Here is a 23,697-nt window from a genome sequence, read left to right on the forward strand (position 1 = left end):
CAAATACCCAGCTCTCTTCTACTACACCTTCCCAGTATGTCAGGCTCGAGGAACGAAGCCGACTACATCATATACGCTGGTCAGGGTTTTTTCAGCTCTTTCGCGCGCCTTTTGTGCTCCTTCTGCCAGAATCGCGATCAGATGGGCCTCATCCTGACGCAACTCGTGGAAACGGGCCTGGATCGGTTCCAGCAGCGCAACCACGGCTTCGGCGGTTTCGGTCTTGAGGTGACCGTACATCTTGCCTTCGAAGTGCTGCTCCAGCTCGGGGATGGAGCGGCCGGTCACACCGGACATCAGGGTCAGCAGGTTGGAGACACCCGGTTTGTTTTCCGGGTCGAAACGCACCACCGCCGGCTCGTCGGAGTCGGTCACCGCACGCTTGATCTTCTTGACGATCTGCTTGGGATCTTCCAGCAGGCCGATGAAGTTGGCCTCGTTGTCATCCGACTTGGACATCTTCTTGGTCGGATCCTGCAGACTCATCACCCGCGCCCCTTCGGTCGGAATGAAAGGCTCCGGCATGGTGAATACCTCACCATAGAGGTTGTTGAAACGGGTGCAGATGTCGCGGGTCAGCTCCAGATGCTGCTTCTGGTCGTTGCCAACCGGCACCTGATTTGCCTGATAGAGCAGAATATCAGCGGCCATCAGCACCGGATAACCGAACAGGCCGACGTTGACGTTGTTCTCGAAACGAGCGGACTTATCCTTGAACTGGGTCATGCGCGACAGCTCACCCATCTGGGTGTAGCAGTTGAGGATCCAGCCCAGCTCGGCGTGCTGCGGCACGTGAGACTGGATAAAGACGGTGCTCTTCTTGGGATCGATACCGACCGCCAGATAGAGGGCGGCTGCGTCCAGACAAGCCTTGCGCAGGGCAGCCGGGTCCTGACGAGTGGTGATGGCGTGCAGATCGACGATGCAGTAGAGGCAGTCGAACTCATCCTGCATGTTGACCCACTGACGCAGGGCCCCCATGTAGTTGCCGATGGTCAGTTGACCGGAGGGTTGCGCTCCGCTCAATACGATTGGTTTAGTCATGAGAGTGTTAATCCTTGTTATTCAGCCAGCCCAGCTGCGCTATTAGACCAAAAGTGCATCGAGCTGGGCAAACTGCTCGAATACCCAGTCTGGATGGGAGTCGGCGATGGGGCGGCCATAGTTGTAGCCGTATGTAAGACCCACCACCTTCATGCCAGCCGCCTTGGCCGCCAGCACGTCATTTTCGGAGTCGCCCACCATCAGGGTGCGAGCCGGGCTCACCCCCAACTCCTGGCAGGCGTGCAGCAAGGGCTCCGGGCTCGGCTTCTTGACCGGCACGCAGTTGCCGCCAAGCCAGAGTTCGAAGCAATCGCTGATGCCAAGGGCATCGAGGATGGGTGCCACGAAATCGCTCGGCTTGTTGGTGACGATCGCCTGCTTGTAGCCCAGGCTTTGCAAGCGACGCAGACTCTGAGCCACCCCGTCATACATCTCCAACCCTTGCAGCAGGCAAGCGTTGTAGTGCTGGAAAAAGATCGGCCTGGCCTTGGCAAACAGCTCGGGATCGGCCTCGCGATAGGCAAGGGCCCGCTGGATCAGCTTGTCGGCTCCGTTGCCGACCCAGGTACGGATAACCGCTTCATCGGCCTGCGCCAGACCGAGGTCTGCCAGAGTCAGATTGACCGCCAGCGCCAGTTGGGCGGCGCTGTCAATCAGGGTGCCGTCCAGATCGAACAGCACCAAATCAAATGCGCGCTCAGCGTGTGACATGAGCCAGCTCCGCACGCATCTTGTCGATCACCGCCTTGTAGTCAGGCTGGCTGAAAATGGCAGAGCCGGCGACAAACATGTCGGCGCCCGCTTCGGCGATCTCGCGAATGTTGTCGACCTTCACCCCGCCATCGATCTCGAGGCGGATATCGCGGCCGCTCTCGTCGATCAGACGACGCACCTGACGCAGCTTGTCGAGGGTGCCGGGGATAAAGCTCTGGCCACCGAAGCCCGGGTTGACCGACATCAGCAGGATCACATCCAGCTTGTCCATCACATACTCGAGGCAGGAGAGCGAGGTAGCAGGATTCAGAACCAGACCCGCCTGGCAGCCCATCTCCTTGATGAGGCCCAAAGAGCGATCAACGTGATCGGACGCTTCCGGATGGAAGGTGATGAGGGAAGCACCGGCCTTGGCAAAATCGGGAATGATGCGATCCACCGGCTTGACCATCAGGTGCACGTCGATGGGGGCCTCGATACCGTAGTCACGCAGCGCCTGACAGACCATGGGGCCAATGGTCAGGTTGGGGACATAGTGGTTGTCCATCACGTCGAAGTGAACCACGTCGGCACCTGCAGCCAGTACCTTGGCTACATCGTCACCCAGACGGGCAAAATCGGCAGAGAGGATCGAGGGGGCAATCAGAAAGTCTTTCATCAGCATCATCCATTGGCAGCCAGGGAGAAAAAGCGGCGCAATTTTAACGTAAAAGGCGGGCGAAAACGACTCGAATGCGGGGTAAATGGGGCAATCGCCTCCCCTCCCCCAGCCACCCGGGTTTTGGGGCATCGGCACGGGCCTAGGCGCGCCCATAAAAAAACGGCGCCCCTGGGCGCCGCATGGTCTGTTACGTCAGCGGCAGCAGTTCACTGTCGCTGGGATAGTAACCCTGCTCAGGTTCGATTCCGGGGGGATAGAGCGCCAGCAACTCGGCCACCTTGTTACGGGTGCCGCCGTTGCGACTGATGGTGCGCTTGACCAGGATCTCGTCGAGGCGGGCACCGCGATAAAGCTCACGAGTCAGCTCGATATCATGGTTGCTGATCAGCACCGGCACCCCTTTGTGAGCGGCTGTGTGACGGGCCAGTCGCGCCAGGATCGCCTGATCATCCAGGGTAAACCCGCCGGAGGCATAGGTGGTGAAGCTCGCCGTAGTGGAGAGCGGCGCATAGGGTGGATCACAATAGATAACCCAATCCTCTTCGGCACGCTTGATGGCGTCGGCGTAGCTCTCGCAGATAAAGGTCGCCTTCTGCGCCTTTTCGGCAAAGGCCCACAGCTCTTTTTCCGGGAAATAGGGCTTCTTGTAGGAACCGAACGGCACGTTGAAGCCGCCCTTCTTGTTGTAGCGGCACAGTCCGTTGAAACCGTGACGGTTGAGAAACAGGAACAAGAGTGCCCGCTCGAAGGTGGTCTCGGTCTGATTGAACTGGGTACGCAGCCGATAATAGGCCGCCTTGTGGTTGTGCTCTGCCACAAACAGCTTGCGCGCCTCGGCAATGAAACTGTCCGGCGTCAGCTTGAGGGGTTGTACAGGCAGATCAGATCCGGATTGATGTCGTTGAGCACATACGCGTCGTAGTCGGTGTTGAGAAACACAGACCCGGCCCCGACGAAGGGCTCCAGCAACACACGCCCGGCCGGCAGGCGCTCGGCAATCTCTTCAACCAGGGAGTATTTTCCCCCGGCCCATTTTAAAAAAGCGCGTGTTTTTTTCATGGAAATCCGGTGTGTAAGAAGGCAAGACCCAAAAAGGGGGACGATTCTACCCCCTTATCCGGTATCAAGGCTATTGCTTCAGCTCTTTTTGTACCTGTGCAAACGACTTGGGCCAGGGCTGGCCTTTCAGCAAGGCTGGCGGAAGCTTGCGAATGGCACTCTTGGCCTGGGTCAGACCGGCATAATCTCCTTGCAGCACCACATACCAGGGACTGCCACGGAATTTGGTCTGATAGACCCATACCTTGCCCGCCAGACCATGCTCGGCGACAAACTGATCCACCGCCTTGGTGTTGCTCGCCCCCATCAGCTGAACGCTGTAGTGGTTGCGCGGCTTCTTGTTCAAGGTGGCGACCGGTGTCAGGGCCACTTTGGGTGCTGGCGCGGCAACCGGCTCGTTGCTGGCTGTTTTGGTGGTAGCAGCAGGCGTTGCGGTTGTCGCCGGATTCAGTGCTTTGGAGGTACTGGCTGGCACCGTGGTTGCGATTGCACCACTGGGGGCTGTGCCACTCGGGTTCTTGCCGGTCAGCTCGTCCACCACGTCAGTAGGCAGAGCGCCGCTCACCTTGGGTTCGGTCATCAGCTTTTGCACGACCTCGTCAGAGATCACCACCCGACGCCCTTCGTAATTGGTTGATTCGGTGGTCACGGTTTCGCTCTCCACCGATTTGGGCAGCACTTTCGCCTCCGGCTGCCAATCTTTCACTACCCCGTTGGGATTGCTGGCTGCATCGCGGTTTTGCGCGCCTTGTGCAGCGGCATCGGTATTCGAACCGCCTGCGGTGAGGGGATCGCCTCCCGCTACCGGGATCGGCAATGCCGTGTTCTGCGCCGGATCCTGCAGCGCCGGTTTGCTTTCATTGTCAAACAGCGCAGGCAGCAGGTAGCTCAACGCCAGCAGGCCGCCAGCGACCAGCGCGATAGCGGTGGCAATCTTCTTGACAGGCAACTCCGCCTGACGCTTCTTGGGCCTTCTGTCGGTCATGATATCCTCCAGTAACTGCATGATGGTGGACGGATGTCCGTTCGCCGTTTTCAGGATCTCCTCCACTTGCGGCTTGGGCAAGAGGGTCGCCGGGATCTTGAGCTCTTTGGCTTTTTCATACAAGAAGATGCGCTGCTCCGGCGGGCTCAGTGGCGGCACTTCCAGCTCAAGGGCTGGCATGGCTCGCCCTTTGAGCTGCGGCCGTTGGGTACGACACCAGACGTCACTGCCCGAGACAATAATGGCCAGCTGATGGGGCGCCGCCAGGGTATCGTTATGACGGATGATCGCCCACAACTCTCCCAGCAGGTCGGCCGGCAACTGGTCGGCACGCTCTATCAGTAGCAACAGGGTGGCAGGCTTGCTCCCCTCCAGCATGCGAAAGAAGCTCTCTGCCAATGCATCCTGTGGATTGAACAGCGGGCGCGCCACCACCTGTGGCAGCAACAGCTGGCGCACATCCACCATCTTCATGGCAGGTGTACCAATCAGGCTTACCACCCGCACTTTTTCCGGCAACACGCCGAGCAGCGATTCGCACAGGGTACCGCGACCACAACCGGGTTTACCGGAGAGAAAAATGAAAGGGTGATTGAATTCAATCAGATGCAGCAGCCGGTCAACCAGCTGCCGCTGGGAAGGAAGTTTTAGCAGTTTATTCGTCACGACCAGACTCGATCACCGCCAGCAACTCGGCATCGGATACATCCCCCACCACCTGCGCATGGCCGATGCCAACCGGCAATACCAGACGCAGCTTGCCTTCCAGCACCTTCTTGTCACGGCGCATATGGCGAATAAAGGCGGCGAAATCCATCTCGGCAGGCGCATGAATGGGCAAATTGGCGGCCAGCAGCAGAGCGCGCACTCGCGCAACGTCCGCTTCGCTCATATCGCCACGGGCCTGCGCAGTCCAGGCAGCCAGCATGGTGCCGGCGGACACTGCCTCACCGTGCAGCCAGTTGCCATAACCCTGCTCGGCCTCGATGGCATGACCAAAGGTGTGGCCCAGATTGAGCAGCGCACGGACGCCGTGCTCGGTCTCATCCTGACCGACCACATCGGCTTTGATCTCGCAGCATCGTTTGATGGCGTAGGCCAGCGCGGCAGGTTCCAGCTGTTGCAGACGCACCATGTTCTGCTCCAGCCAGCTGAAGAAATCAGCATCCCAAATGATGCCGTATTTGATCACCTCGGCCATCCCTGCGGCAAATTCGCGGGCTGGCAAGGTACTCAGACATTCGGTATCGATAACAACTTGTTTGGGCTGATAAAAAGCCCCAATCATGTTCTTGCCGAGGGGGTGGTTGACAGCAGTTTTACCGCCAACAGAGGAGTCAACCTGGGAGAGCAGGGTGGTCGGGATCTGGATAAAAGGAATGCCACGTTGATAGCTTGCTGCCGCAAAGCCCACCACATCCCCGATCACGCCGCCCCCCAGAGCGATCAGTGTCGTATCGCGCCCATGGTTGGTTTCAAGCAGAGCAGACATGATCTGCTCAAAGGTCGCCAGGTTCTTGTACGCCTCGCCGTCAGGCAGGATCAGGTGTTCAACCTGAAAACCCGACAGCAGAGCGGTTACCCGTTCAAGATAAAGCGGAGCAACGACCGTGTTGGTCACTATCATCACCCGCTTGCCCTTGATGGTCGATACCAGCGCCTCGGGGCGCTGCAACAACCCAGCAGCTATCTCGATGGGATAGCTGCGTTCACCCAGTTCGACCTTCAACCGTTCCATGGACGTCCTCTAGATTACATACCGATCAGCTTTACAATTTGATTGGCAACGATTTTTGCGCTCTGGTCATCGGTGTGCACAACAAAGTCGGCAACCTCTTCATACAGGGCATTGCGCTCTTGTGCCAGACGTTCCAGCACTTCGCGTGCCGGTTCTTCGGTCTGTAGCAGAGGGCGGCGTTTGTCTCGCTGTGTGCGCGCCAGCTGCTTTTCGATAGTGGTTTCGAGGTAGACCACGATGCCACGAGCAGACAACTTGTTGCGGGTTTCGCGACTCTTGATGGCACCGCCACCCGTCGCCAGCACGATACCCTGCTGCTCTGACAATTCGCCGATCACCTTCTCTTCGCGAATCCGGAAACCTTCTTCGCCTTCAACATCGAACACCCAGCCGATATCAGCACCACTGCGGCGCTCAATCTCATGATCTGAGTCGAAAAACTCCATATGCAGTTGTTCTGCCAGATGTCTACCTATGGTGCTCTTGCCCGCACCCATGGGACCTATCAGGAAAATATTGCGTTTCTCAGCCATGTCTTTTCGTTAGTAATTACAAACTGTACGACCCCGATGAATACTGGATCGGGGTACCTATGAACCTTATCTTGCGATGGATCAGGAGGGGGATTATCTCAATAGATATCGGGACTGGCAACCGCAGCCCTTACGCCCCAGCCTCATTGGGGCGTAAGGTTATATGTGTTTTACCCTCACATGTAAAGCATTCAGAAGGCGTCGGTGACTATCTTGGGCGTCACGAAAATCAGCAACTCCCGCTTTTTGTTCTCGCTGGTGGTCTTGCGGAACAGGGCCCCCAATCCAGGGATATCGCCAAGCAGCGGCACCTTGGTCACATCGCTCTTGATGGTCTGCTGATAGATGCCGCCCAGTACCAGGGTCTCGCCATTGTTCACCAACACCTGAGTGGTGATAGACTGGGCGTTGATGGAAACCGCATCACCGGTACCAGTCGGTACCGTTTCACCCTTGGTATCCTGGGTCACGGTCAGATCGAGAATCACCCGATTGTCAGGGGTGATCTGCGGGGTCACCTTCAGACTCAATACCGCCTTCTTGAAGGTAACCGAGGTAGCGCCACTGGAAGAGGACTCCACATAGGGGATCTCGGTACCCTGCTCGATCAGCGCCGGTTTCTGGTTCGCCGTGGTCACGCGCGGACTGGCGATAATCTCGGCTTTGCTCTCTTTTTCCAGCGCCGACAACTCGAGATCCAGCAAGGTGCCATCAGCCAAACGGGCAACCTGGAAGGCCAAAGTACCGGCCGCATTGGTCACCGGCAGGTTGACGTTCAACCGATCGTCTGCTGTCGGTCTGGTAATTGTCGAGCCACCATTGTTATTACCAGAGCCATCATTCCCCGCTATGGAGCCGGACGTACTGTTGCCATGACCATCGTTTTTGGTCACTCCCCACCGCACCCCGAGCGCTTCATCAAAGCCGTCATCAATGGTCACCATCCGCGCCTCGATAACCACCTGCTTGACCGGAATATCGAGAATATCGAGCATCCGTTTGATGCTGCTGATGACATCGGCGGTATCCTTGACCACCAGCACGTTGGTTCGCTCGTCCACGCTCACCGCACCACGGGGTGACAGCAACTTGGTACTTTCGGAAGAGAGCAGGGCAGCCACTTCCGAGGCCTTGGCATAGTTTATCTGCAGATATTCGGTATAGAGCGGAGCCAAATCGGCAACCTGATTTCGGCTCTCCAGCTGTTGCTTCTCGCGTGTTGCGATCTCTTCTGCAGGCGCTACCAGCAAGATGTTGTTATCCAACCGCTTATCCAGACCCCGCACCTTCAAAATAATGTCGAGCGCCTGCTCCCACGGCACCCCGTCCAGACGCAGGGTAATATTGCCTGCGACCGAATCTGTTGTTACCAGGTTGAGATTGTTGAAGTCAGCGATCAGCTGCAACACGGTACGGACTGGAATATCCTGAAAGTTCAATGAGATGGGCTTTCCCTGATACTGCTTGGATGCCGTGGCCGTCGTCCGCTTTTTCACCTCGATAATGAAGAGCTTGTCTGCCTGATCGTAACGGTAATCAAACTGACCATTGATCGACAGTTCAAACAGGGTATCGCTCCCCTGCCGGGAGACTTCAACCTGAGAGACCGGCGTTGCAAAATCCTGCACGTTGATCAGATTAAGCAAGCCATCCGGCACCCGAGTGCCATGAAACTTGGCCAGTACGGTCTGGCCTCGGCTGCTCACATCGACGGCGGCCGAGCTGTTATCCAGCGTGACCAGAAACTCCCCCTGTCCATCTTTACCACGACGAAAATCCACACCGGTAACCGAGTTGAAATAGGCGCCGCCCCCACTGCTCTGATAGTTGTTAAGCACCGGCTTGCTGGCAGGCTGTGTTGCTACCGGCGTAGTCACGGGCGCAACAGGCATCGACCGGGCGACGACCTGAGGATTGAGCAGTGCCGAGGGAGAGGGTGTGGCCACCATCGCAGAGGGTGCTGTCACAGGAGTAGCCGAGGTTGCGGGTGCAATCAGCGCGCTCTCACCATTGATGAGCCCGGAAGAGGCCCCCTCGCCCAATGACACCAGTAATTTGTTCCCCTGTTGCTGAACCTGATAGGGGGCCAGCTGATCGAGTGCGATCTTGATATCCAGACCTGCGCCCTTACCCTCAACCTTGATATTATCAACCCCCAGGCGCTGGATCGGCAGCGGGTTCACTTTCAGCGCCCCTGCCGCACCGGGAACATGCAACAACAGCTGATTGGGTTGGTAAGAGAGACGATCGGTAAAGCCCGTGACCGGCTCACTAAAACTGAGCTCGACCAGCAATTGATCGGCCAGCAGCGGATTGACCTTGATCTCCTGCAGGGTTGCCACTGCCCACGCCTGACTGAGGGCGCTGGCGCAAAACAGCAAAGCCACTTTGGATACACTCTCTATTGTTGTTCTCATTGCTGTTCGTCCCTGATTATTGTTTTTCTTGCACATTGGCCATCGCCAACTGGGTTTCTCTTGTTACCCAGCACCCCTTCCCGTCCGGAATGGTTTCCAGCAAATCCACGGCAGTGTCAGTGATCTTGATGACCCGGCCCTGATCAAGCCCCATATACTGGTTGAGCCCGACCCGCATCGATTTGCCATCCGGGGTGCTGATCAAGGCCCACAACTGACCCGCCTTACCTAAAGAACCATGCATCGACAGACTGGCCAGCGAATAATTTTCCAGCACCTCTTTCTCACGATCCATCAGGGTCTGTGCACAATCCGGCTGGGCCTTGGCAGTACTTGTACTTCCGACCGTCGCCTCAGGCTGGGGAACCATGAAGGGGCTGCGCAACTCGCGTTGCTGGTAGTGCATAGGGGCAAAAGGCTTCAGCTCGGGCAAGGGCTCGATAGGTATGGGTGGCCTTGCTTTGGTCTGGGCGACATAGCTATCCATGTCCTCCTGACCACCACAGGCCGCCAGCAAGAGGGCAGGCAATAACCAGCAGATGCGTCTCATTGTTTCGGCTCCACTGTTTTACCGTTGTACTTGTAGGTCTTGGCCAGCATCGACATCGAAATCAGCTCCCCTTCATCCTTGCTCTGACCCAGAGTGAAGGAGTCAAGGATGACGATACGGGGCAAAGCGGCCATGTCAGCGGTAAACTTGCCAATTTCATGGTAAGTGCCCACGACTTCGATACGCATTGGTAGCTCGGTTGAAAACTCGTGCTTTACCTCTGGCTCCCAGTTGATCCGGTTCAATTTCAAGCCGTTGTCGGTAGCAATAAAGCTGATATCGTCCAGCAGACCGGCGACCTCATGGGTATTGGGCAACTGCTTGAGCTGGGTATCAACCAGTTGTTCAAGTTGAACCATTTGTGCCTTGTATGCCCCCAGGTTGGCAGCCAGCATCGCCTTGCTTTCAAACTGGGCTTTCAGTTCGGTCTCCTTCCCCGCTTCCTGAGTCAAACTAGTCAGTGAGTTGGCAATCACGTAGTAGTAGATGGCGCCACCGGTCAACACGCAGCAGAAAAAGATGAAGACCCCTTTTGCCCATTTTGGCCAGCTTGCTATGTCATTGATATCCAGCTCGTTAAGTTGCTGAAGGTTCATTGTTGCTCCTTGGCCACATTCCCTGCAGCCGCAGCATTGTTTGCGATCAGGAACATCATGGAAAACTGGCTCAATGACACTGGCGCAACATCAGCCGCAAAAATAGTGCTTATCTTTGCCTGACCCAACCAACCGGAACCATCAATCCGCCGCATCATGCTGGCCACCCGACCATAGGCTTCGGTCTTGCCATTTACATCAATAATATTGTTCTGCATCGAGAGGGTGTTGAGGTAAACCCCATTGGGTACCAATGAAGGCAGTTGATTAAAGAGGCGAACGGGCACATTGCGGCGCATCTGCAACTGCTCGATGAGCTGCATCCGATCGATCAGCTCCTTGCGACGCTCTTTGAGCAGACGGATCTCCCCCAGCTGGGCATCCAGAATAGTCATCTCCTGAACCAGCCGCTGGTTGCGCTGCTGCTGGGCGACGATCTGACGATCAACCAGCCAGTTGGCAAACAATCCCAGCGCGACCGTGGCCAGCACAAAAATCCCAAGCAAGGCACCGAACTGTTTCTTTTGGCGCTGGGTCCGGGCTTCACGCCAGGGTAGAAGGTTTATATTTGACATGGTGTGAAACTCCTCAGAGCCAACCCGAATGCCGTCATATATTTAGCACCATGTACCAGTTCGGCCTCCCCTTTTGGTTTGCCAAACAGGGCGAACAGATCCGGGTGCAACACCTCGCAATTGACCTCTTCTTTTACCTGTACCAACAAACCGGGTAGCAGACTGCCTCCCCCCGTCAGCACCAGTTTTGCGATGTCGCGATAACCGGATGAACTGCAAAACAGCTGGATATTGCGCCGCACTTGCTGCAGCAGCGAGTTGATGTGGGGCATCAACACATCCAGCTCATGGTCAACAGGCAAGGTACCTTTGGTTTTAGCTTGCTCAGCCTCATCGAGCGTCATGCCATAAAAGGAGGAGAGCGCCTGGCTGTACTGATCGCCACCGAAGTTTTGCAAGCGGGAGTAGATCACCTCTCCCTTGACCAGCGCCGCAAAGGTCATGGCACTGGCACCAATGTCGATCACCCCGATTGGTCGTTCACTCTCCAGCAATTCGGGCAGACAGGCCACCACGGCACGGCCCAGCGCATGGGCGCCCACATCCACCACCTTGACGGCAATACCGGCTTCGGCAAGGGCGCTGACCCGGCCGTTGACACTCTCGGTGCGGGCTGCGCTCAGCAGCACATCTTGACGATCTTCGCTATTGTTGGTGCTCAGCACCTCAAAATCGAGACTCACTTCATCGAGGGGGAAGGGAATGATCTGCTCGGCCTCCAGCTGCACCTGATTCTCCAGCTCCTTGTCACTGAGGCGGGCATCAATCTGGATCACCTTGGTTATCACGTTGGAACCGGTCACCGCAGTGGCGGCATAGTCACTGTGAGCTGGGATCAGGCGCTTGAGGGTCTTGAGAGATTGGCTGACGCGCTCGATATCCTGCAATTGATAGTCAACCAGCGTCCCTTTCGGGGTGGCAATATCGGCGACAGATTCGAGATGAAGCTTGCCAGGTCGGCCACTGAGGGTAACGGCCTTGATGGTCTGGCTGCCGAAATCAATGCCCACCAGAGGGAGGAGGGATCCCTTGTTAAAAAGCCCAAACATATACACATCCATGCGTTATTTGGTTTTATTCCTGAACAGAGTGTAGGACACCCGATCAGAGGAGTGCTTCACTCATCCTAAATGCTCTAACTATCAATGTCATAAAGTTTATGCCGAAAAGTGACCCATCTCGCTTTCTTCATGGCAAGTGGCCCTCCTTGGTTATTGCTCCCCGTAGTGCTAACCTCTCGCATCCTTTTGAGGTGGGTGGCTCGCCACAGGAAAACCTCGAATTCCCGATGGCAAAAGGGCTATACTCTGCGCCCGTTGGCTAATTTTAAGACGATTGGTAGTTCTTCCATGCTGAAATGGCTCGTTCGCCTGTTTATTGTCATGATGCTGGGTGCTGTGCTGGGTATCGCCAGCCTCATCGGTATCTACTTCTATATCAAACCCCAACTGCCCGATGTCACCGCACTGCGTGACGTCAAGCTGGCAACCCCGATGCGGGTTTACAGCCGGGATGGGGAGTTGATCGCCCAATATGGCGAAATTCGTCGCATTCCGCTGCGTCTGGACGAAATTCCGCAACCCATGATCGATGCCGTACTGGCGACCGAAGATGCACGTTTCTATGAGCACCCGGGCATTGACCCGATTGGTATCATTCGAGCTGCATCCGTCTGGGCTGTCTCCGGCCATGCCCGTCAGGGTGCCAGTACCATCACCCAGCAGGTTGCCCGCAACTTCTTCCTGAGCAATGAGAAGACCATCATCCGCAAGATCAAGGAGGTCTTCCTGGCCTGGCGGATCGAGCAGAATCTCTCAAAAGACGAGATCCTCGAACTCTACCTCAACAAGATCCCCCTCGGTTATCGCTCCTTCGGGATCGGTGCGGCGGCACAGGTTTACTTTGGTAAAGAGGTCAAGGATCTGGGACTGGACGAGATCGCCATCATTGCCGGTCTGCCGAAAGCCCCCTCCATGCTCAACCCCATCCGCTCCCCCGAGCGGGCCTTTGCGCGCCGCAACGTTGTGCTGGGCCGGATGCTGGAAACCGGCAAGATCACCCAGGCCCAGTTTGACGAAGCGTCCAAAATGCCGATCAAGGCCCGTTTTCACGGCGCCGAAGTGACCCTGCACGCCCCTTATCTCGGTGAAATGGTGCGCCAGAAGATGGTCGAGCAGTTCGGTGAAGATGCTTACACCATGGGCCTGCACGTCTACACTACCGTCTCTGCCGAACGTCAACGGGCAGCCAGACAGGCGCTGCTGGATGGCGTTTTTGCCTATGACATGCGCCATGGCTATCGCGGCCCGACGGCTCAGTTGTGGAAGGCTGGCGAGCCAGCCTGGGATTACGAGCAGATTGTCGCTCACCTTGGCAAACAGCCCACTTACGATCCGCTGATGGCGGCGGTCGACCAAGCTCGGTGATCGCAGCGCCACGCTGGTACTGAAAAATGGCAAGGAAGCAGAGCTCGGCTGGAACGGCATTAAATGGGCCCGCTCCTTTATTACCGACGACCGTCAGAGCTATGCCCCGAAATCGGCGCGCGATGTGCTGAAAGTCGGCGCCCAGATCTGGGTGCGGGAAGAGGGCGAAGAGTTGCTGCTGGCCCAAATCCCGGACGTCAACGCCGCGCTGGTTGCTATGAACCCGAAAAATGGGGCGCTGGAAGCACTGGTCGGTGGTTTCAGCTTCGAACTCTCCAAATTCAACCGGGTCGATCAGGCGCGTCGCCAGATCGGTTCCAATATCAAGCCTTTCCTCTATGCGACCGCGCTGGAGCATGGCTATACCCTGGCGTCGCTCATCAACGATGCGCCGATCAACCAGTGGGATCCGTCAAAAGGGCCCATGTGGCAGCCCAAGAACTCCCCGGCCGTTTATGATGGTCCCACCCCGCTGCGTCTGGGTCTGGCCAAGTCCAAGAACGTGATGTCGGTTCGACTGATGCGCGCCATCGGTCTGGATACCTATATCGACGGTCTGACCCGCTTTGGCTTCCCCCGCGACTTCATCTCTCCCCATGAGTCGCTGGCACTGGGCGCTGCCGAATTCACCCCCCTCGAGGTAGTGCGTGGTTACTCGGTTCTGGCCAACGGTGGCTTCCTGGTTACCCCATACTTCATCGACAAAGTGACCGACAGTCTGGAGAACACCCTCTATCAGGCCAATCCTGCTATTGCTTGCACCACCTGCGAACAGCAGGCCGCGCCCGAGCAGAGCACACTGCCAGAGCCAACTGTTGATGGTGCCGCACAAGATGGCACGCAGACCCCTCTCGCGCCAACCATCGCACCGCATACCATCAGTGCCCAGAGTGCGTTCCTGATCACCGACACCCTGAGCACAGCCATCTGGGGTGGCAACGGCTGGCGTGGTACCGGCTGGCGTGCAGCCCGCGACCTGAAACGTCACGACATCTCCGGTAAAACCGGTACCACCAACGAATCGCGGGATGCCTGGTTCTCCGGCTACACCCCGGAGATCGTTGCTACCTCATGGATCGGTTTTGACAACCACCAGCGTGGCCTTGGCCGTGCCGAGTTTGGTGGTGGCGCCGCGCAGCCTATCTGGATCGACTTCATGAAAGTCGCCCTCAAAAAGCTGCCTGAGCACAAGATGCCGGTTCCCGAGGGGATCATGACGGTGAAGATTGATAGCGAAACCGGCCTGCTGGCAACCAGTGGCGGCACCGACGAATACTTCAAGGAAGGGACCGAGCCGACCCGCTACGCAGCACCGAGCTCGGATGGCAATCAGGTCTACGGCGGTGACAACCCCGATGTAGAAGGGCCTGTCTCAACCGACGATATCTTCTAAGCTGCTCTCGCGGCAGAAGCAAAACCGGCAGCCTTGGCTGCCGGTTTTTTTATTGGGCCAACTGCTTGGTCATCAGCGTGGCGATCGAGGCGGCCAGCTCGTTGAAACAGGGGCGACGCACCGAGTAGTGGCGATAGAGCAGCGAGATGGTACGCCCCGGCACAGGGTCAACCACAGGTCGATAGCTCACCCCTCCCTCATCATGATCGGCAGGTACGGCCAACTTTGGCACCAAAGTCATGCCACTACCGGCGGCCACCATGTTACGCAGCGTCTCGAGACTGGTCCCCTTAAAGCGTTGATCCTCACCTATCCCGCCGGCGAAACAGAATCCCATCGCCTGATCCCGCAAACAGTGACCATCGGCCAACATCAGTAATTTCTTGCCCTTGAGATTGCCAAGGGGCACCTGCCTAGCCTGGGCTTCGGGGTGATGGCAAGGCACCGCCAGCCACATCGGCTCGTGGTAGAGCTGGATTGAACCAAACCCCTCCATCCCCGGCATCTCGGCCAGAATGACGCAGTCCAGCTCCCCCTCTTCCAGCCGTTTGAGCAGGGTTTGGGTCTGCTCCTCATAGAGGTAGAACTCCAGCTGAGGAAAACGCTCACGCAGGGTCTGGATAATGCGGGGCAACAGGTAGGGGCCCACGGTCGGAATAAAACCGATATGGATCTCCCCTGACATCGGCTCGGAGAAGTGCTGACCGATGCTCTTGAGCTCGCGTACCTCCTTGAGCACCCGACGCGCCTGATGGGCCATGGCATCGCCAGCCGGAGTAAACAGCACCTTGCGCGAGGTACGTTCGATCAGAATGACCCCGAGTTCATCTTCCAGCTTGCGCAGCTGGCCGCTCAGGGTGGGTTGACTGACAAAGCAGCGTTCAGCGGCTTTGCGAAAATGTTTTTCCTCATCCAGCGCCACCAGATATTCGAGATCGCGAAGATTCATACAGCAAGAGTCCTGCCTGGAAAATGGGCCATCAGCATGCACAATATCGTCCGGCGGGACAAGTCATCCGCTCGCGGTGAACCTCTCTGGCTGCCCCTCCAAAACAGAAAAGCCCGATCACCTTGCGGTAATCGGGCTGTTTGGCTCGCCGAGGGATTACACCCTGAAACGGCGCACCATATCCTGCAACTGGGTAGCCAAATGGTTCAACTCGTTGCACGCCTGAGCCATCTGGGTGGCACCGGCGGCCACCTCTTCGGAAGCATGGCTGATATTGACCACGTTACGGTTGAGCTCCTCGCTCACCGCTCCCTGTTCTTCGGTGGCCGTTGCAATCTGGATGTTCATGTGAGAGATGCTGCTGACTGAGCCACTGATCTGGGAAATGGACTCGCCAGCTTCCCGCGCGGTAGCAACCGTGGTGTTCATCAGCTCCTGACTCTGTTGCATGGTACTGCCGGCCTGTTCGGCACGCTGCTGTAACTCGGCAATAATGGTGTTGATCTGGGAGGTGGAATCCTGAGTGCGCTTGGCCAGAGTACGCACCTCATCGGCCACCACCGCAAAACCCCGCCCCTGCTCACCGGCACGGGCCGCTTCAATGGCTGCGTTCAATGCCAGCAGGTTGGTCTGTTCGGCAATGCCACGGATCACCTCTAGCACCATACCGATATTGCGGCTGTCATCGCCCAGTTGGCGGATCACCACCGCAGTGCTCTCGATAGCACCGGCGACCCGCTCGATGCGCAGAATGGAGTCATTCACCGTTTGCGCACCAATCTCTGCCGTTTCGCTGGCCGAGGTGGCGGCACTGGCCGCATCGCTGGTGTTGCGAGAGACCTCCTGCACCGTAGCCTGCATCTCGTTCATCGCCGTCGCCAGCTGGTTCAGCTCATGTTGCTGAGCATTCATATTGTTGGCTGACTGGCTGGCAACAGAGCTGATCTCCTCCGCAGCGGAACTCAGTTGAACCACAGAGCCCGACACTTCACTCACCAGAGTGCGCAGATTGGTCTGCATCTCACCAAACCCTTTGGCAAGGGTTCCCAGTTCATCATTGTTGAACTGCTGCATATCGATACGGGAGGTGAGATCACCAGAGGAGACACGACGGGTCTGTTCCAGCAACGCCATCACGGGGTGCGGATCTGACCAGTCAGCAGCCAGGCAATTGCCACCACAAAACCCAGCGTCACCAGACTGACGATGACGCTCATGGTTCTGGCACTGCTGTAGAGCGCCTCCACATTTTTTGTCATCTGGGCCGCAATCTCGTTATTGATTTCCCGCAAGCGGAAGGATTTTGCTCCCACCTCCTCCAGCGCGACCCGGGTTTCGTTTTTGCGCAGACTTCTGACTCGCTCCAGATCGCCAGCAGCAAAGGCGCTCAACAGTTGGTCATGCACCGCAAAATACTTGGCCCCCGCCGCAACCACCTGCTCATAAACCTGTTTCTCTTCACCAGTAGTGAAAGGTAAAGCACCGTATTTTTGGGCGGCCTGTTCAAATTCCTGCCTGGCCTTATTGAAGGTCAGGGTGCGCTCGCTTACCTCTTGATCATCTTTGTTTAGCCCCGCAATCACCTGAGACAGCTCGGAGCGGCGCGCATCCAGAATGGCCACGTGCATCTGGCTGGCATAGCGGGTTGACGGGAGCAGGTTGTCAGTAATGGTTTCGGTATCACCATAGAGCTTTGCCAACTGGCTGATGGAGAACCAGGCCAAGCCCAGTACCAGCAGTGCCAGGATGGCGAATCCGGCACTCAGTTTCTGGCCGATAGACATGTTTTTGAACATATGGGGGCTTCCTTGAAATGAGTCTGCACTCCCGCAACATCCGCCGGGAATGGTCACATAGAGCATAGTCTGCAAGCAGAAAGTCGAAGGCTTTCATATCGCTTCTGCATACAGGAATATCGGCCCGTTCACTTCACTTCTAAAGAGACCTTGTCCGTTCACATTCTAATAACTATTCCATCAACTCAAGAAGATGCTGACGCAACCCGGCAGGATCGCCCAAAAAGTCAGCCACTCGAACAGCACTCACCTTACCGTTGTGCATCAACCCAAGGGTGGGATAACCCTGACCGCCCAGCCGTTTCATCCAGCCCTGGCTATCTGCCAGATGTTGCAGCAAGGGGGCCTGCAGATAGGATTGCTGGAACGCCTCGGCTGCAATCCCCTGCTCTGCCGCCAGCGTGGCGAGAAATGCCGGCTCACCAATCCAGATCCCGTCCCGATAGTGGGATTGCTGGATCCGGTGCAACATGACCAGCCCATCGCCCCCCAACGCCGTGACGGCCAAAACCGCACGGATCGGCGGCTCGGAGTCCAGCAGACACCCTTCCCGCAGCAGCAGTTCGTTAAAGTAGCGTTCGCCAAAATGCTGGCCGGTCAGCGCCTCGATCCGCTGATCATGGGGGCGCACATAATCACGCAATGCCTCGCCCATCGGCTGACGGCGACTACCCAGCCAGAGACCGCCCGCATGCAGCTCGATCTTGAGCCCAGCAATGGTGGCTGCCGCCTGCAACAGGGGGGCGGCACCGTAGCACCAGCCACAGAGCGGGTCATAGACATAATGGAGGGTGGTTTGTTGTTCGCTCATCTTTATTCTCGCTTCGATCTCGGATAAAAAACCGGGCCCTTAGGCCCGGTAAAAAAACACAGGGAAAGCAGGCTCAGTGGCTTACCACTTCATCTCGCCGGTATTGACCTTGGCACCAATGGCCAGACCATCGTCAACCGGCAGTGCCGGATAGGCCTTCTTCAGAGCCTCAATCAGCTCACCGGAGTTTTTCGCCTTGGCCAGCTCCTGTTCGAAACGCTCTACATAGTCACGGGTAAAGCTCACAGCAGCAGTGCCTTTGGGAGCAGTGCCCAGGAAGTGGCCCGGTACCACACGCTCGGGTTTCAGGGCCAGCAGGTTATCCAGCGCCTTGACCCAGTTGCTGCGAGCCGCTTTGGTCTGGCTGTCGGCCATCCAGACATGCACCCCGTGGTAGACCGGCACACCACCAAAAGCAGTCTTGATGGAAGGGGCCCAGAGGTAGGCATTCGGGGTGTTCATCTCTTTGATTTCAATCTTCTCCCCATCCAGCGTCAGGTGACTGGCGGTCATCACTTGCGGCACGGTCAGGCTCTTCGGTGCGCCCTTGCCGAGGATCGGGCTCCAGTAGCTCAGCTTGGCATCCTTGGTCTGGTTGATATGGTCAACCACATGCTGATCGGCCAGCACTTTGACATCCGGGAACGCCGCCATGACCGGCTCCAGACCGAAGTAGAAGTCGGGGTCACCGGCACTGATATAGACAGTGGTCAGCTTCTTGCCACTCTTCTTGATCATGTCGACCAGCGCCTGACCATTTTGCACATCGAATTGGGCATCGATCAGGATGGCCTCTTTGTCACCGGTCACCAATGAGGAGGAGACCGGGAAGATCGCCTTCTCGCCAGGGTTGTAGACGGTCACGCTCAGGGGGGCGGCCAGTGCGGCGCCACTCAACAAGGTGGTCGCCAGAGTCAGGTTGCGGATCAGGGTGTTGTTCATCATCTATTCCTCATTAAGTATTCGGGGGTTCATTTGATGGACACAGTGTATTGGATCACTTAAGGTGCAAATACAGTATAAAAAGCGCATCACTGTTGCACATATCGAACATATAGAGAGCCATACATGGATCGACTGACCGCCTTGCGGGTCTTTGTCAGCGTAGTCGAACAAGGGAGCCTGAGCGGCGCCGGAGAGAAACTGGATATGTCGCGCGCCATGGTGTCGCGCTATCTGGCCGAGCTGGAGAGCTGGATGGGCGCCCGCCTGCTGCACCGCACCACCCGTCGTCTGAGCCTGACAGGGCCAGGAGAGGAGGCGCTGAACCGGGCCCGCGCCATGCTGGCACTCGGCGAAGAGATGGAGCAGATCGCAGTGAAGGGAGATGACGCCCCCAAGGGACAACTGCGGATCACCAGCAGCTACTCCCTGTCAGAAGCCTTGCTGGTCGGGGCTGCCAACGACTATCTGGCGCAATACCCGGGGACGGCCATCGACATTCTGCTGCTCGACAGAACCGTCAATCTGGTAGAGGAGCGGATCGATCTGGCGGTGCGCATCACCAACGACCTCGACCCCAATCTGGTGGCGCGCCGTCTCGGCACCTGCCACTCGGTAGTCTGTGCCAGCCCGGCCTATCTGGCCCATCATCCGATGCCACACAAGGTGCAGGATTTGGCGCTGCACAACTGCCTCACCTACACCTACTTTGGCAAGAGCCTGTGGGAGTTCAATGGACCGAACGGTCCCGAGTCAGTGCCGGTCAGCGGTAACCTGAGCGCCAATATCTCCAACCTGCTGCTGGAAGCAACGCTGGAAGGCGCCGGGATCAGCCTGCAGCCCCGCTACTCGGCCCAACCCTATCTGGAGCGCGGAGAACTGGTTCCCCTGCTGACCGACTGGCAGCCCAAGCGCCTCGGGGTCTACGGGGTGTATGCCACCCGCAAGCAGATGTCGCCGCTATTGCGCAGCTTCCTCGATTTTCTGCTGGCCCGCATGGCGGCGGATCCCATCTGGCAGGAGTAAGCACTCCGCACACCCAAACATAACGAAGGGGCCGCTGCGGGCCCCTTCTTCACTCTGATCCCTTGATCAGGCTTCAAATCCGAATGGTTCTGAGTGCGGCGCTTCCGGCTGCGCACTCTCGTCCAGGAAAATATCCCGATAAGCCACATAGATGGAATAGTTGAGCGCCGGGATCACCACCAGCAGACCTACCAGCAACAGCACTGCGCCAAACAACAACAAAATAGCTGAGAGCAGCCCCCACCAGAAGAAGGGCCACATATTGCGCCAGCAACCGAAGAAGCTCAGACGCACCGCCTGGATGATGCCGATATCGTGGTGGTAGATCAGCGCCGGAGCAAAGGTGACCCCCATCAGCACGGGAATGATGAGCAGCATCCCCACCAGCAATACCAGCAGCAGTTGTTGCAACTGGCTGGCTGAGACCACCATGCTCTCGGGATCCTGTGTCAGCAGCGGGAGCAGCCCCCACATGGAGAGCAGACCGAGACAGACGAGGCCCACCAGGCTGAACAGCAGCAACACCAGCAGACCGCCTAGCATCAGCGGGGTCAGCTTGTGGCGAAAACCGGCGAAGAGATCGGCAAACTGCAGCGGCTCCCCCCGATAACCCCGAGCGGCGACCGCCACCCAACCCGCGCCCCACACCATGTAGAGCAGCTGGGAGATAAGGCCACCCGCCGGCAGTTGCTCCAGCAGCATGCCCACCATAAACCAGACCAGCACCATGGCCACGCTGATCCCCATCCCCTTGTTGAAGATATCGAACCCGCTGCGAACCCAGAGCCAGCCACGACCTGTCGTGTACCGGGCCGGAGTGGTGCGCAAAGGGGGTAATCCGTTCATATCGTCTCCTCGGAGTGTCGGTGGCATCAGTGCCGGAAGCCGATTCTAGAGCCAGGGCGGGGGCGACTCAATGGCGAAGCGGCCCGACCACGACATAAAACCTGACGCAGCTATGCACAAAAGGGGCGTCAGCCATGCCTCGCCTCTGGCTGCCCCGACTATAACGAGGCACAATCTGCCCCCTTCCCCAGCCGCGCCAGTCGTGGCCAGCGTGCCGTGATCACCCTTTAGTGATCGACGAATGCCGGACAGGGGGGTTGTCATCCCGCCATCCCGGGCGCTTTAACATCGAGTGGTATCGTCATGAGAGTTGTTTGTTGTCTGTTGTTGTTACTGGCCAGCCAGTCAGCCCTGGCCGAGGGTTTTATCAGTCGCCTGCTCAACCATCCGGTGCCGGGTGGCGTTGCGGTGATCCCTCTTGGCGCGTCACCCACTGCCCCCACGGCCCGCTATCACGACAAACCCGTGCTGGTGGTGCGCGAAGACAACCAGTGGATCGCCATCGTCGGCATCTCTCTCAAAAACCCGCTTGGGGCCCAGCAACTGACCACAGGTGATGACCGTACTCTCGGCTTCACCGTCACCCCCAAGCACTACCGCGAGCAGCACATCAAGCTCAAGAACAGCCGTCAGGTCAATCCGCTCGCCGAGGATATGACACGTATCAACCGCGAGCTGGCGGAGCAGACCCGGGCTTACCAGACCTTCAGCCCCAACCAGCCGAGCAACCTGATGTTCGACAAGCCGGTCAACGGCCCCCTCTCCAGCCCGTTTGGCCTGCGTCGTTTCTTCAATGGCGAGGAGCGCAATCCCCACTCCGGCCTCGACTTCGCAGTGGGCGCCGGCACCCCGATCAAGTCCCCCGCCGCAGGCAAGGTGATCCTGATCGGCAACTACTTCTTCAATGGCAATACCGTCTTTGTCGACCACGGTCAGGGGCTCATCAGCATGTTCTGCCACATGTCGAAGGTAGATGTGAAGCTCGGCCAGAGCCTGCCACGTGGCGGCATCGTCGGGCGAGTCGGTTCGACCGGCCGCGCTACCGGCCCCCATATGCACTGGAACGTCAGCCTCAACGACACACGGGTCGATCCCGCCATATTTATCGGTGCCTTCAAGCCCTGAATCGGCAGAGCCCGTTAACAAAATATCCACGAACAAAAGTCCGATAACAAAACAGGCAGCCCATGGCTGCCTGTATGCTATCTGCACGTCGAACCTGATTACCTATCCGGCCAGCGCGTGGGCGCCGGACTCCCGACGCATCGCCCGCCACATCACCAACACCAGCAAGGAGCTGCACGTTGGCAATGCCAGCCAGACCCCGGGCACGCCCCACAGGGTCGAGAATCCCCACAAGAAACCGCCGATCAGCACCAGCTTGCCACCGGTGAGCAGGGAGGCGATGCGGGCCCGATTGATGGCCTGGAAGTAGGTGGCCCCCACCAGCAGCAAGCCCTCCATCGGCAGCCCCCAGAAGTAGAGCCAGATCCCGAGGCTCGCTACCGGCAGCAGGGTAGCGTTGTCGCCAGCAAACAGATAGACCGCCGCCTCCGGCCACTGATAGAGCGGGAACATGGCGCACAGGGCGATCCCCAACGTCACTCCGAGTGCCAGATTGCGGATCCGCAACACCCGCCGCCAGTGACCGGCGCCCGCGTTGAAGCTGGCGATGGGCTGGATACCCATGGCGATCCCCTCGAACACCAGATAGAAGAAGGCCTCGGTGTAACTGATCACCCCGTAGGCCGCCACATGCAGCGAAGTGCCGACCGCCAGCAACGCCTTGTTGTGCAGCGCCAGCACCACAGAGAGATAGAGGTACATCAGAAAACTGGAGATCCCGAGGCGCACCGTCTCGCCCATCAGCCGCAGATCGGGGCGCAGGGTGTCCCAGCTTATCCGCAGCTGGCTGCGCGGCGTGAAGAAGTGCCACAGGCAGGCAAGGCCCGTCACCGCCTGGGAGAGCATAGTGGCGGTCGCCACCCCGGCCAGTCCGAACGGAAACACTACCATCAGCAGATAGTCGAGCAGCACGTTGAGCAGCCCCCCGACCACCATGATGAGGGTGACAAATCCGGGGCGGCCATCGTTGCGCAGCAGCGAGCTGAACGCCATCGACAGCACCGCAAAGACACCAAGCCAAGCGTAGGCCTGCAGGTAGGAGAGCCCGGCGGTGAAGATCACCCCCTCCGCCCCCATCCAGGCCAGCATGGGCTCGCCATAGCGGATCCCGATAAAACTGAGCAGTGCCGAGGCCAGCAACACCATCACCAGCGCATTGCCGACGATATGGCGGGCTTTGGCCGGGTTGCCCTGCCCCAGATAGAAGGAGACCAGCGACGAGGCCCCCATGCCGATCAGCGCCCCTACCGCATAGAGCACGGCGCAGATGGGATAAGCCAGCATCAGACCGGCCATCCCATCCTGACCCAGCACATGGCCAACGAAGATGCCATCGATGGTGACATAGATGCCGGTGATCAGCATGGCCGCAACGGTCGGGGTTACGTAACGCCAGAAAAGGCGAGATAGCGGGGCTGTGCCCAGATCAACAGCTGACATATTCGACTCGGTGGAGAGAAAGCGGCCGGGATCATAGCGAAACGGCAGCACGACTTCCTGTTATTTGTGTT

Annotated in this window: 18 protein-coding genes and 3 pseudogenes; 3 read left to right on the forward strand and 18 right to left on the reverse strand. The window is 57.9% G+C overall.

Annotated elements, in window-relative coordinates:
• Positions 1-39 precede the first annotated feature (39 nt).
• The 12 genes and pseudogenes from trpS to tapM form a co-directional block, all read right to left on the reverse strand.
• The gene (gene trpS / locus ACTG2B_RS15990) at positions 40-1,044 is read right to left on the reverse strand and encodes a tryptophan--tRNA ligase (protein WP_005362251.1); all 1,005 of its coding nucleotides are present in this window, start codon (positions 1,042-1,044) and stop codon (positions 40-42) included.
• 42 nt (positions 1,045-1,086) lie between these two features.
• On the reverse strand, positions 1,087-1,755 hold the full coding sequence (locus ACTG2B_RS15995; RefSeq protein WP_216961321.1) for a phosphoglycolate phosphatase: 669 nt from the start codon (positions 1,753-1,755) through the stop codon (positions 1,087-1,089).
• Entirely contained in the window at positions 1,742-2,416 is a 675-nt protein-coding gene (gene rpe, locus ACTG2B_RS16000; protein WP_005335006.1) for a ribulose-phosphate 3-epimerase, read from the reverse strand. Before rpe ends, ACTG2B_RS15995 begins: the two co-directional genes overlap by 14 nt.
• Before the next feature lie 190 nt (positions 2,417-2,606).
• A pseudogene (locus ACTG2B_RS16005) lies at positions 2,607-3,478 on the reverse strand (Dam family site-specific DNA-(adenine-N6)-methyltransferase).
• 70 nt (positions 3,479-3,548) lie between these two features.
• Positions 3,549-5,129 (reverse strand): SPOR domain-containing protein, encoded by a 1,581-nt coding sequence (locus ACTG2B_RS16010; RefSeq protein ID WP_439996395.1) that lies wholly within the window; start codon positions 5,127-5,129, stop codon positions 3,549-3,551.
• Complete coding sequence (gene aroB, locus ACTG2B_RS16015) at positions 5,119-6,201, reverse strand: 3-dehydroquinate synthase (RefSeq protein ID WP_021229792.1); 1,083 nt, start codon at positions 6,199-6,201, stop codon at positions 5,119-5,121. The genes ACTG2B_RS16010 and aroB overlap by 11 nt, the downstream gene beginning before the upstream one ends.
• 14 nt (positions 6,202-6,215) lie before the next feature.
• Entirely contained in the window at positions 6,216-6,734 is a 519-nt protein-coding gene (gene aroK, locus ACTG2B_RS16020; protein WP_005335014.1) for a shikimate kinase AroK, read from the reverse strand.
• Between the two features lie 191 nt (positions 6,735-6,925).
• A complete protein-coding gene (gene pilQ / locus ACTG2B_RS16025; RefSeq protein ID WP_439996397.1) occupies positions 6,926-9,151 on the reverse strand; it encodes a type IV pilus secretin PilQ in 2,226 nt (741 codons plus the stop codon).
• Positions 9,152-9,167: 16 nt separating this feature from the next.
• Positions 9,168-9,701: a pilus assembly protein PilP gene (locus ACTG2B_RS16030; protein WP_005335020.1), complete on the reverse strand. Its 534-nt coding sequence runs from the start codon at positions 9,699-9,701 to the stop codon at positions 9,168-9,170.
• Complete coding sequence (tapO, locus tag ACTG2B_RS16035) at positions 9,698-10,297, reverse strand: PilO family type IV pilus biogenesis protein TapO (protein ID WP_019446350.1); 600 nt, start codon at positions 10,295-10,297, stop codon at positions 9,698-9,700. The genes ACTG2B_RS16030 and tapO overlap by 4 nt, the downstream gene beginning before the upstream one ends.
• Positions 10,294-10,872 carry a PilN family type IV pilus biogenesis protein TapN gene (gene tapN / locus ACTG2B_RS16040; protein WP_439996399.1) on the reverse strand — a complete coding sequence of 193 codons (579 nt, stop codon included), beginning with the start codon at positions 10,870-10,872 and terminating at the stop codon, positions 10,294-10,296. The genes tapO and tapN overlap by 4 nt, the downstream gene beginning before the upstream one ends.
• Positions 10,860-11,921, reverse strand: a complete 1,062-nt coding sequence (tapM, locus tag ACTG2B_RS16045) for a PilM family type IVa pilus assembly protein TapM (RefSeq protein WP_270905269.1) — start codon at positions 11,919-11,921, stop codon at positions 10,860-10,862. The genes tapN and tapM overlap by 13 nt, the downstream gene beginning before the upstream one ends.
• Before the next feature lie 300 nt (positions 11,922-12,221).
• On the opposite strand from tapM, the pseudogene ACTG2B_RS16050 reads away from it, so the two are divergent.
• A pseudogene (locus ACTG2B_RS16050) lies at positions 12,222-14,691 on the forward strand (penicillin-binding protein 1A).
• Between the two features lie 49 nt (positions 14,692-14,740).
• Here ACTG2B_RS16050 and oxyR read toward each other — a convergent pair.
• The 4 genes and pseudogenes from oxyR to ACTG2B_RS16070 all read right to left on the reverse strand — a co-directional run bounded on the left by oxyR (position 14,741) and on the right by ACTG2B_RS16070 (position 19,189).
• Positions 14,741-15,640 carry a DNA-binding transcriptional regulator OxyR gene (gene oxyR, locus ACTG2B_RS16055; protein WP_021229787.1) on the reverse strand — a complete coding sequence of 300 codons (900 nt, stop codon included), beginning with the start codon at positions 15,638-15,640 and terminating at the stop codon, positions 14,741-14,743.
• A gap of 156 nt (positions 15,641-15,796) precedes the next feature.
• Positions 15,797-17,436: pseudogene (locus tag ACTG2B_RS16060) on the reverse strand (methyl-accepting chemotaxis protein).
• Positions 17,437-17,608: 172 nt separating this feature from the next.
• Entirely contained in the window at positions 17,609-18,253 is a 645-nt protein-coding gene (locus ACTG2B_RS16065; protein ID WP_139428905.1) for a DsbA family protein, read from the reverse strand.
• A 75-nt stretch (positions 18,254-18,328) separates the two neighbouring features.
• On the reverse strand, positions 18,329-19,189 hold the full coding sequence (locus tag ACTG2B_RS16070; protein ID WP_058055949.1) for a Vmh family MBL fold metallo-hydrolase: 861 nt from the start codon (positions 19,187-19,189) through the stop codon (positions 18,329-18,331).
• 126 nt (positions 19,190-19,315) lie between these two features.
• On the opposite strand from ACTG2B_RS16070, the gene ACTG2B_RS16075 reads away from it, so the two are divergent.
• Positions 19,316-20,215, forward strand: coding sequence for a LysR family transcriptional regulator (locus tag ACTG2B_RS16075; protein ID WP_021229783.1), 900 nt, complete (start codon positions 19,316-19,318; stop codon positions 20,213-20,215).
• 66 nt (positions 20,216-20,281) lie between these two features.
• On the opposite strand, the gene ACTG2B_RS16080 is transcribed toward ACTG2B_RS16075, so the two are convergent.
• Positions 20,282-21,061 (reverse strand): BPSS1780 family membrane protein, encoded by a 780-nt coding sequence (locus tag ACTG2B_RS16080; protein WP_021229782.1) that lies wholly within the window; start codon positions 21,059-21,061, stop codon positions 20,282-20,284.
• A 303-nt stretch (positions 21,062-21,364) separates the two neighbouring features.
• Here ACTG2B_RS16080 and ACTG2B_RS16085 point away from each other — a divergent pair, with 303 nt between their 5' ends.
• Complete coding sequence (locus ACTG2B_RS16085) at positions 21,365-22,186, forward strand: peptidoglycan DD-metalloendopeptidase family protein (protein ID WP_323876080.1); 822 nt, start codon at positions 21,365-21,367, stop codon at positions 22,184-22,186.
• 102 nt (positions 22,187-22,288) lie between these two features.
• Here ACTG2B_RS16085 and ACTG2B_RS16090 read toward each other — a convergent pair whose 3' ends face one another.
• Positions 22,289-23,626, reverse strand: coding sequence for an MATE family efflux transporter (locus ACTG2B_RS16090; RefSeq protein WP_439996947.1), 1,338 nt, complete (start codon positions 23,624-23,626; stop codon positions 22,289-22,291).
• Positions 23,627-23,697 lie beyond the last annotated feature (71 nt).

This window comes from Aeromonas sp. 30P, assembly GCF_051919805.1.
Lineage (GTDB): Bacteria > Pseudomonadota > Gammaproteobacteria > Enterobacterales > Aeromonadaceae > Aeromonas > Aeromonas veronii.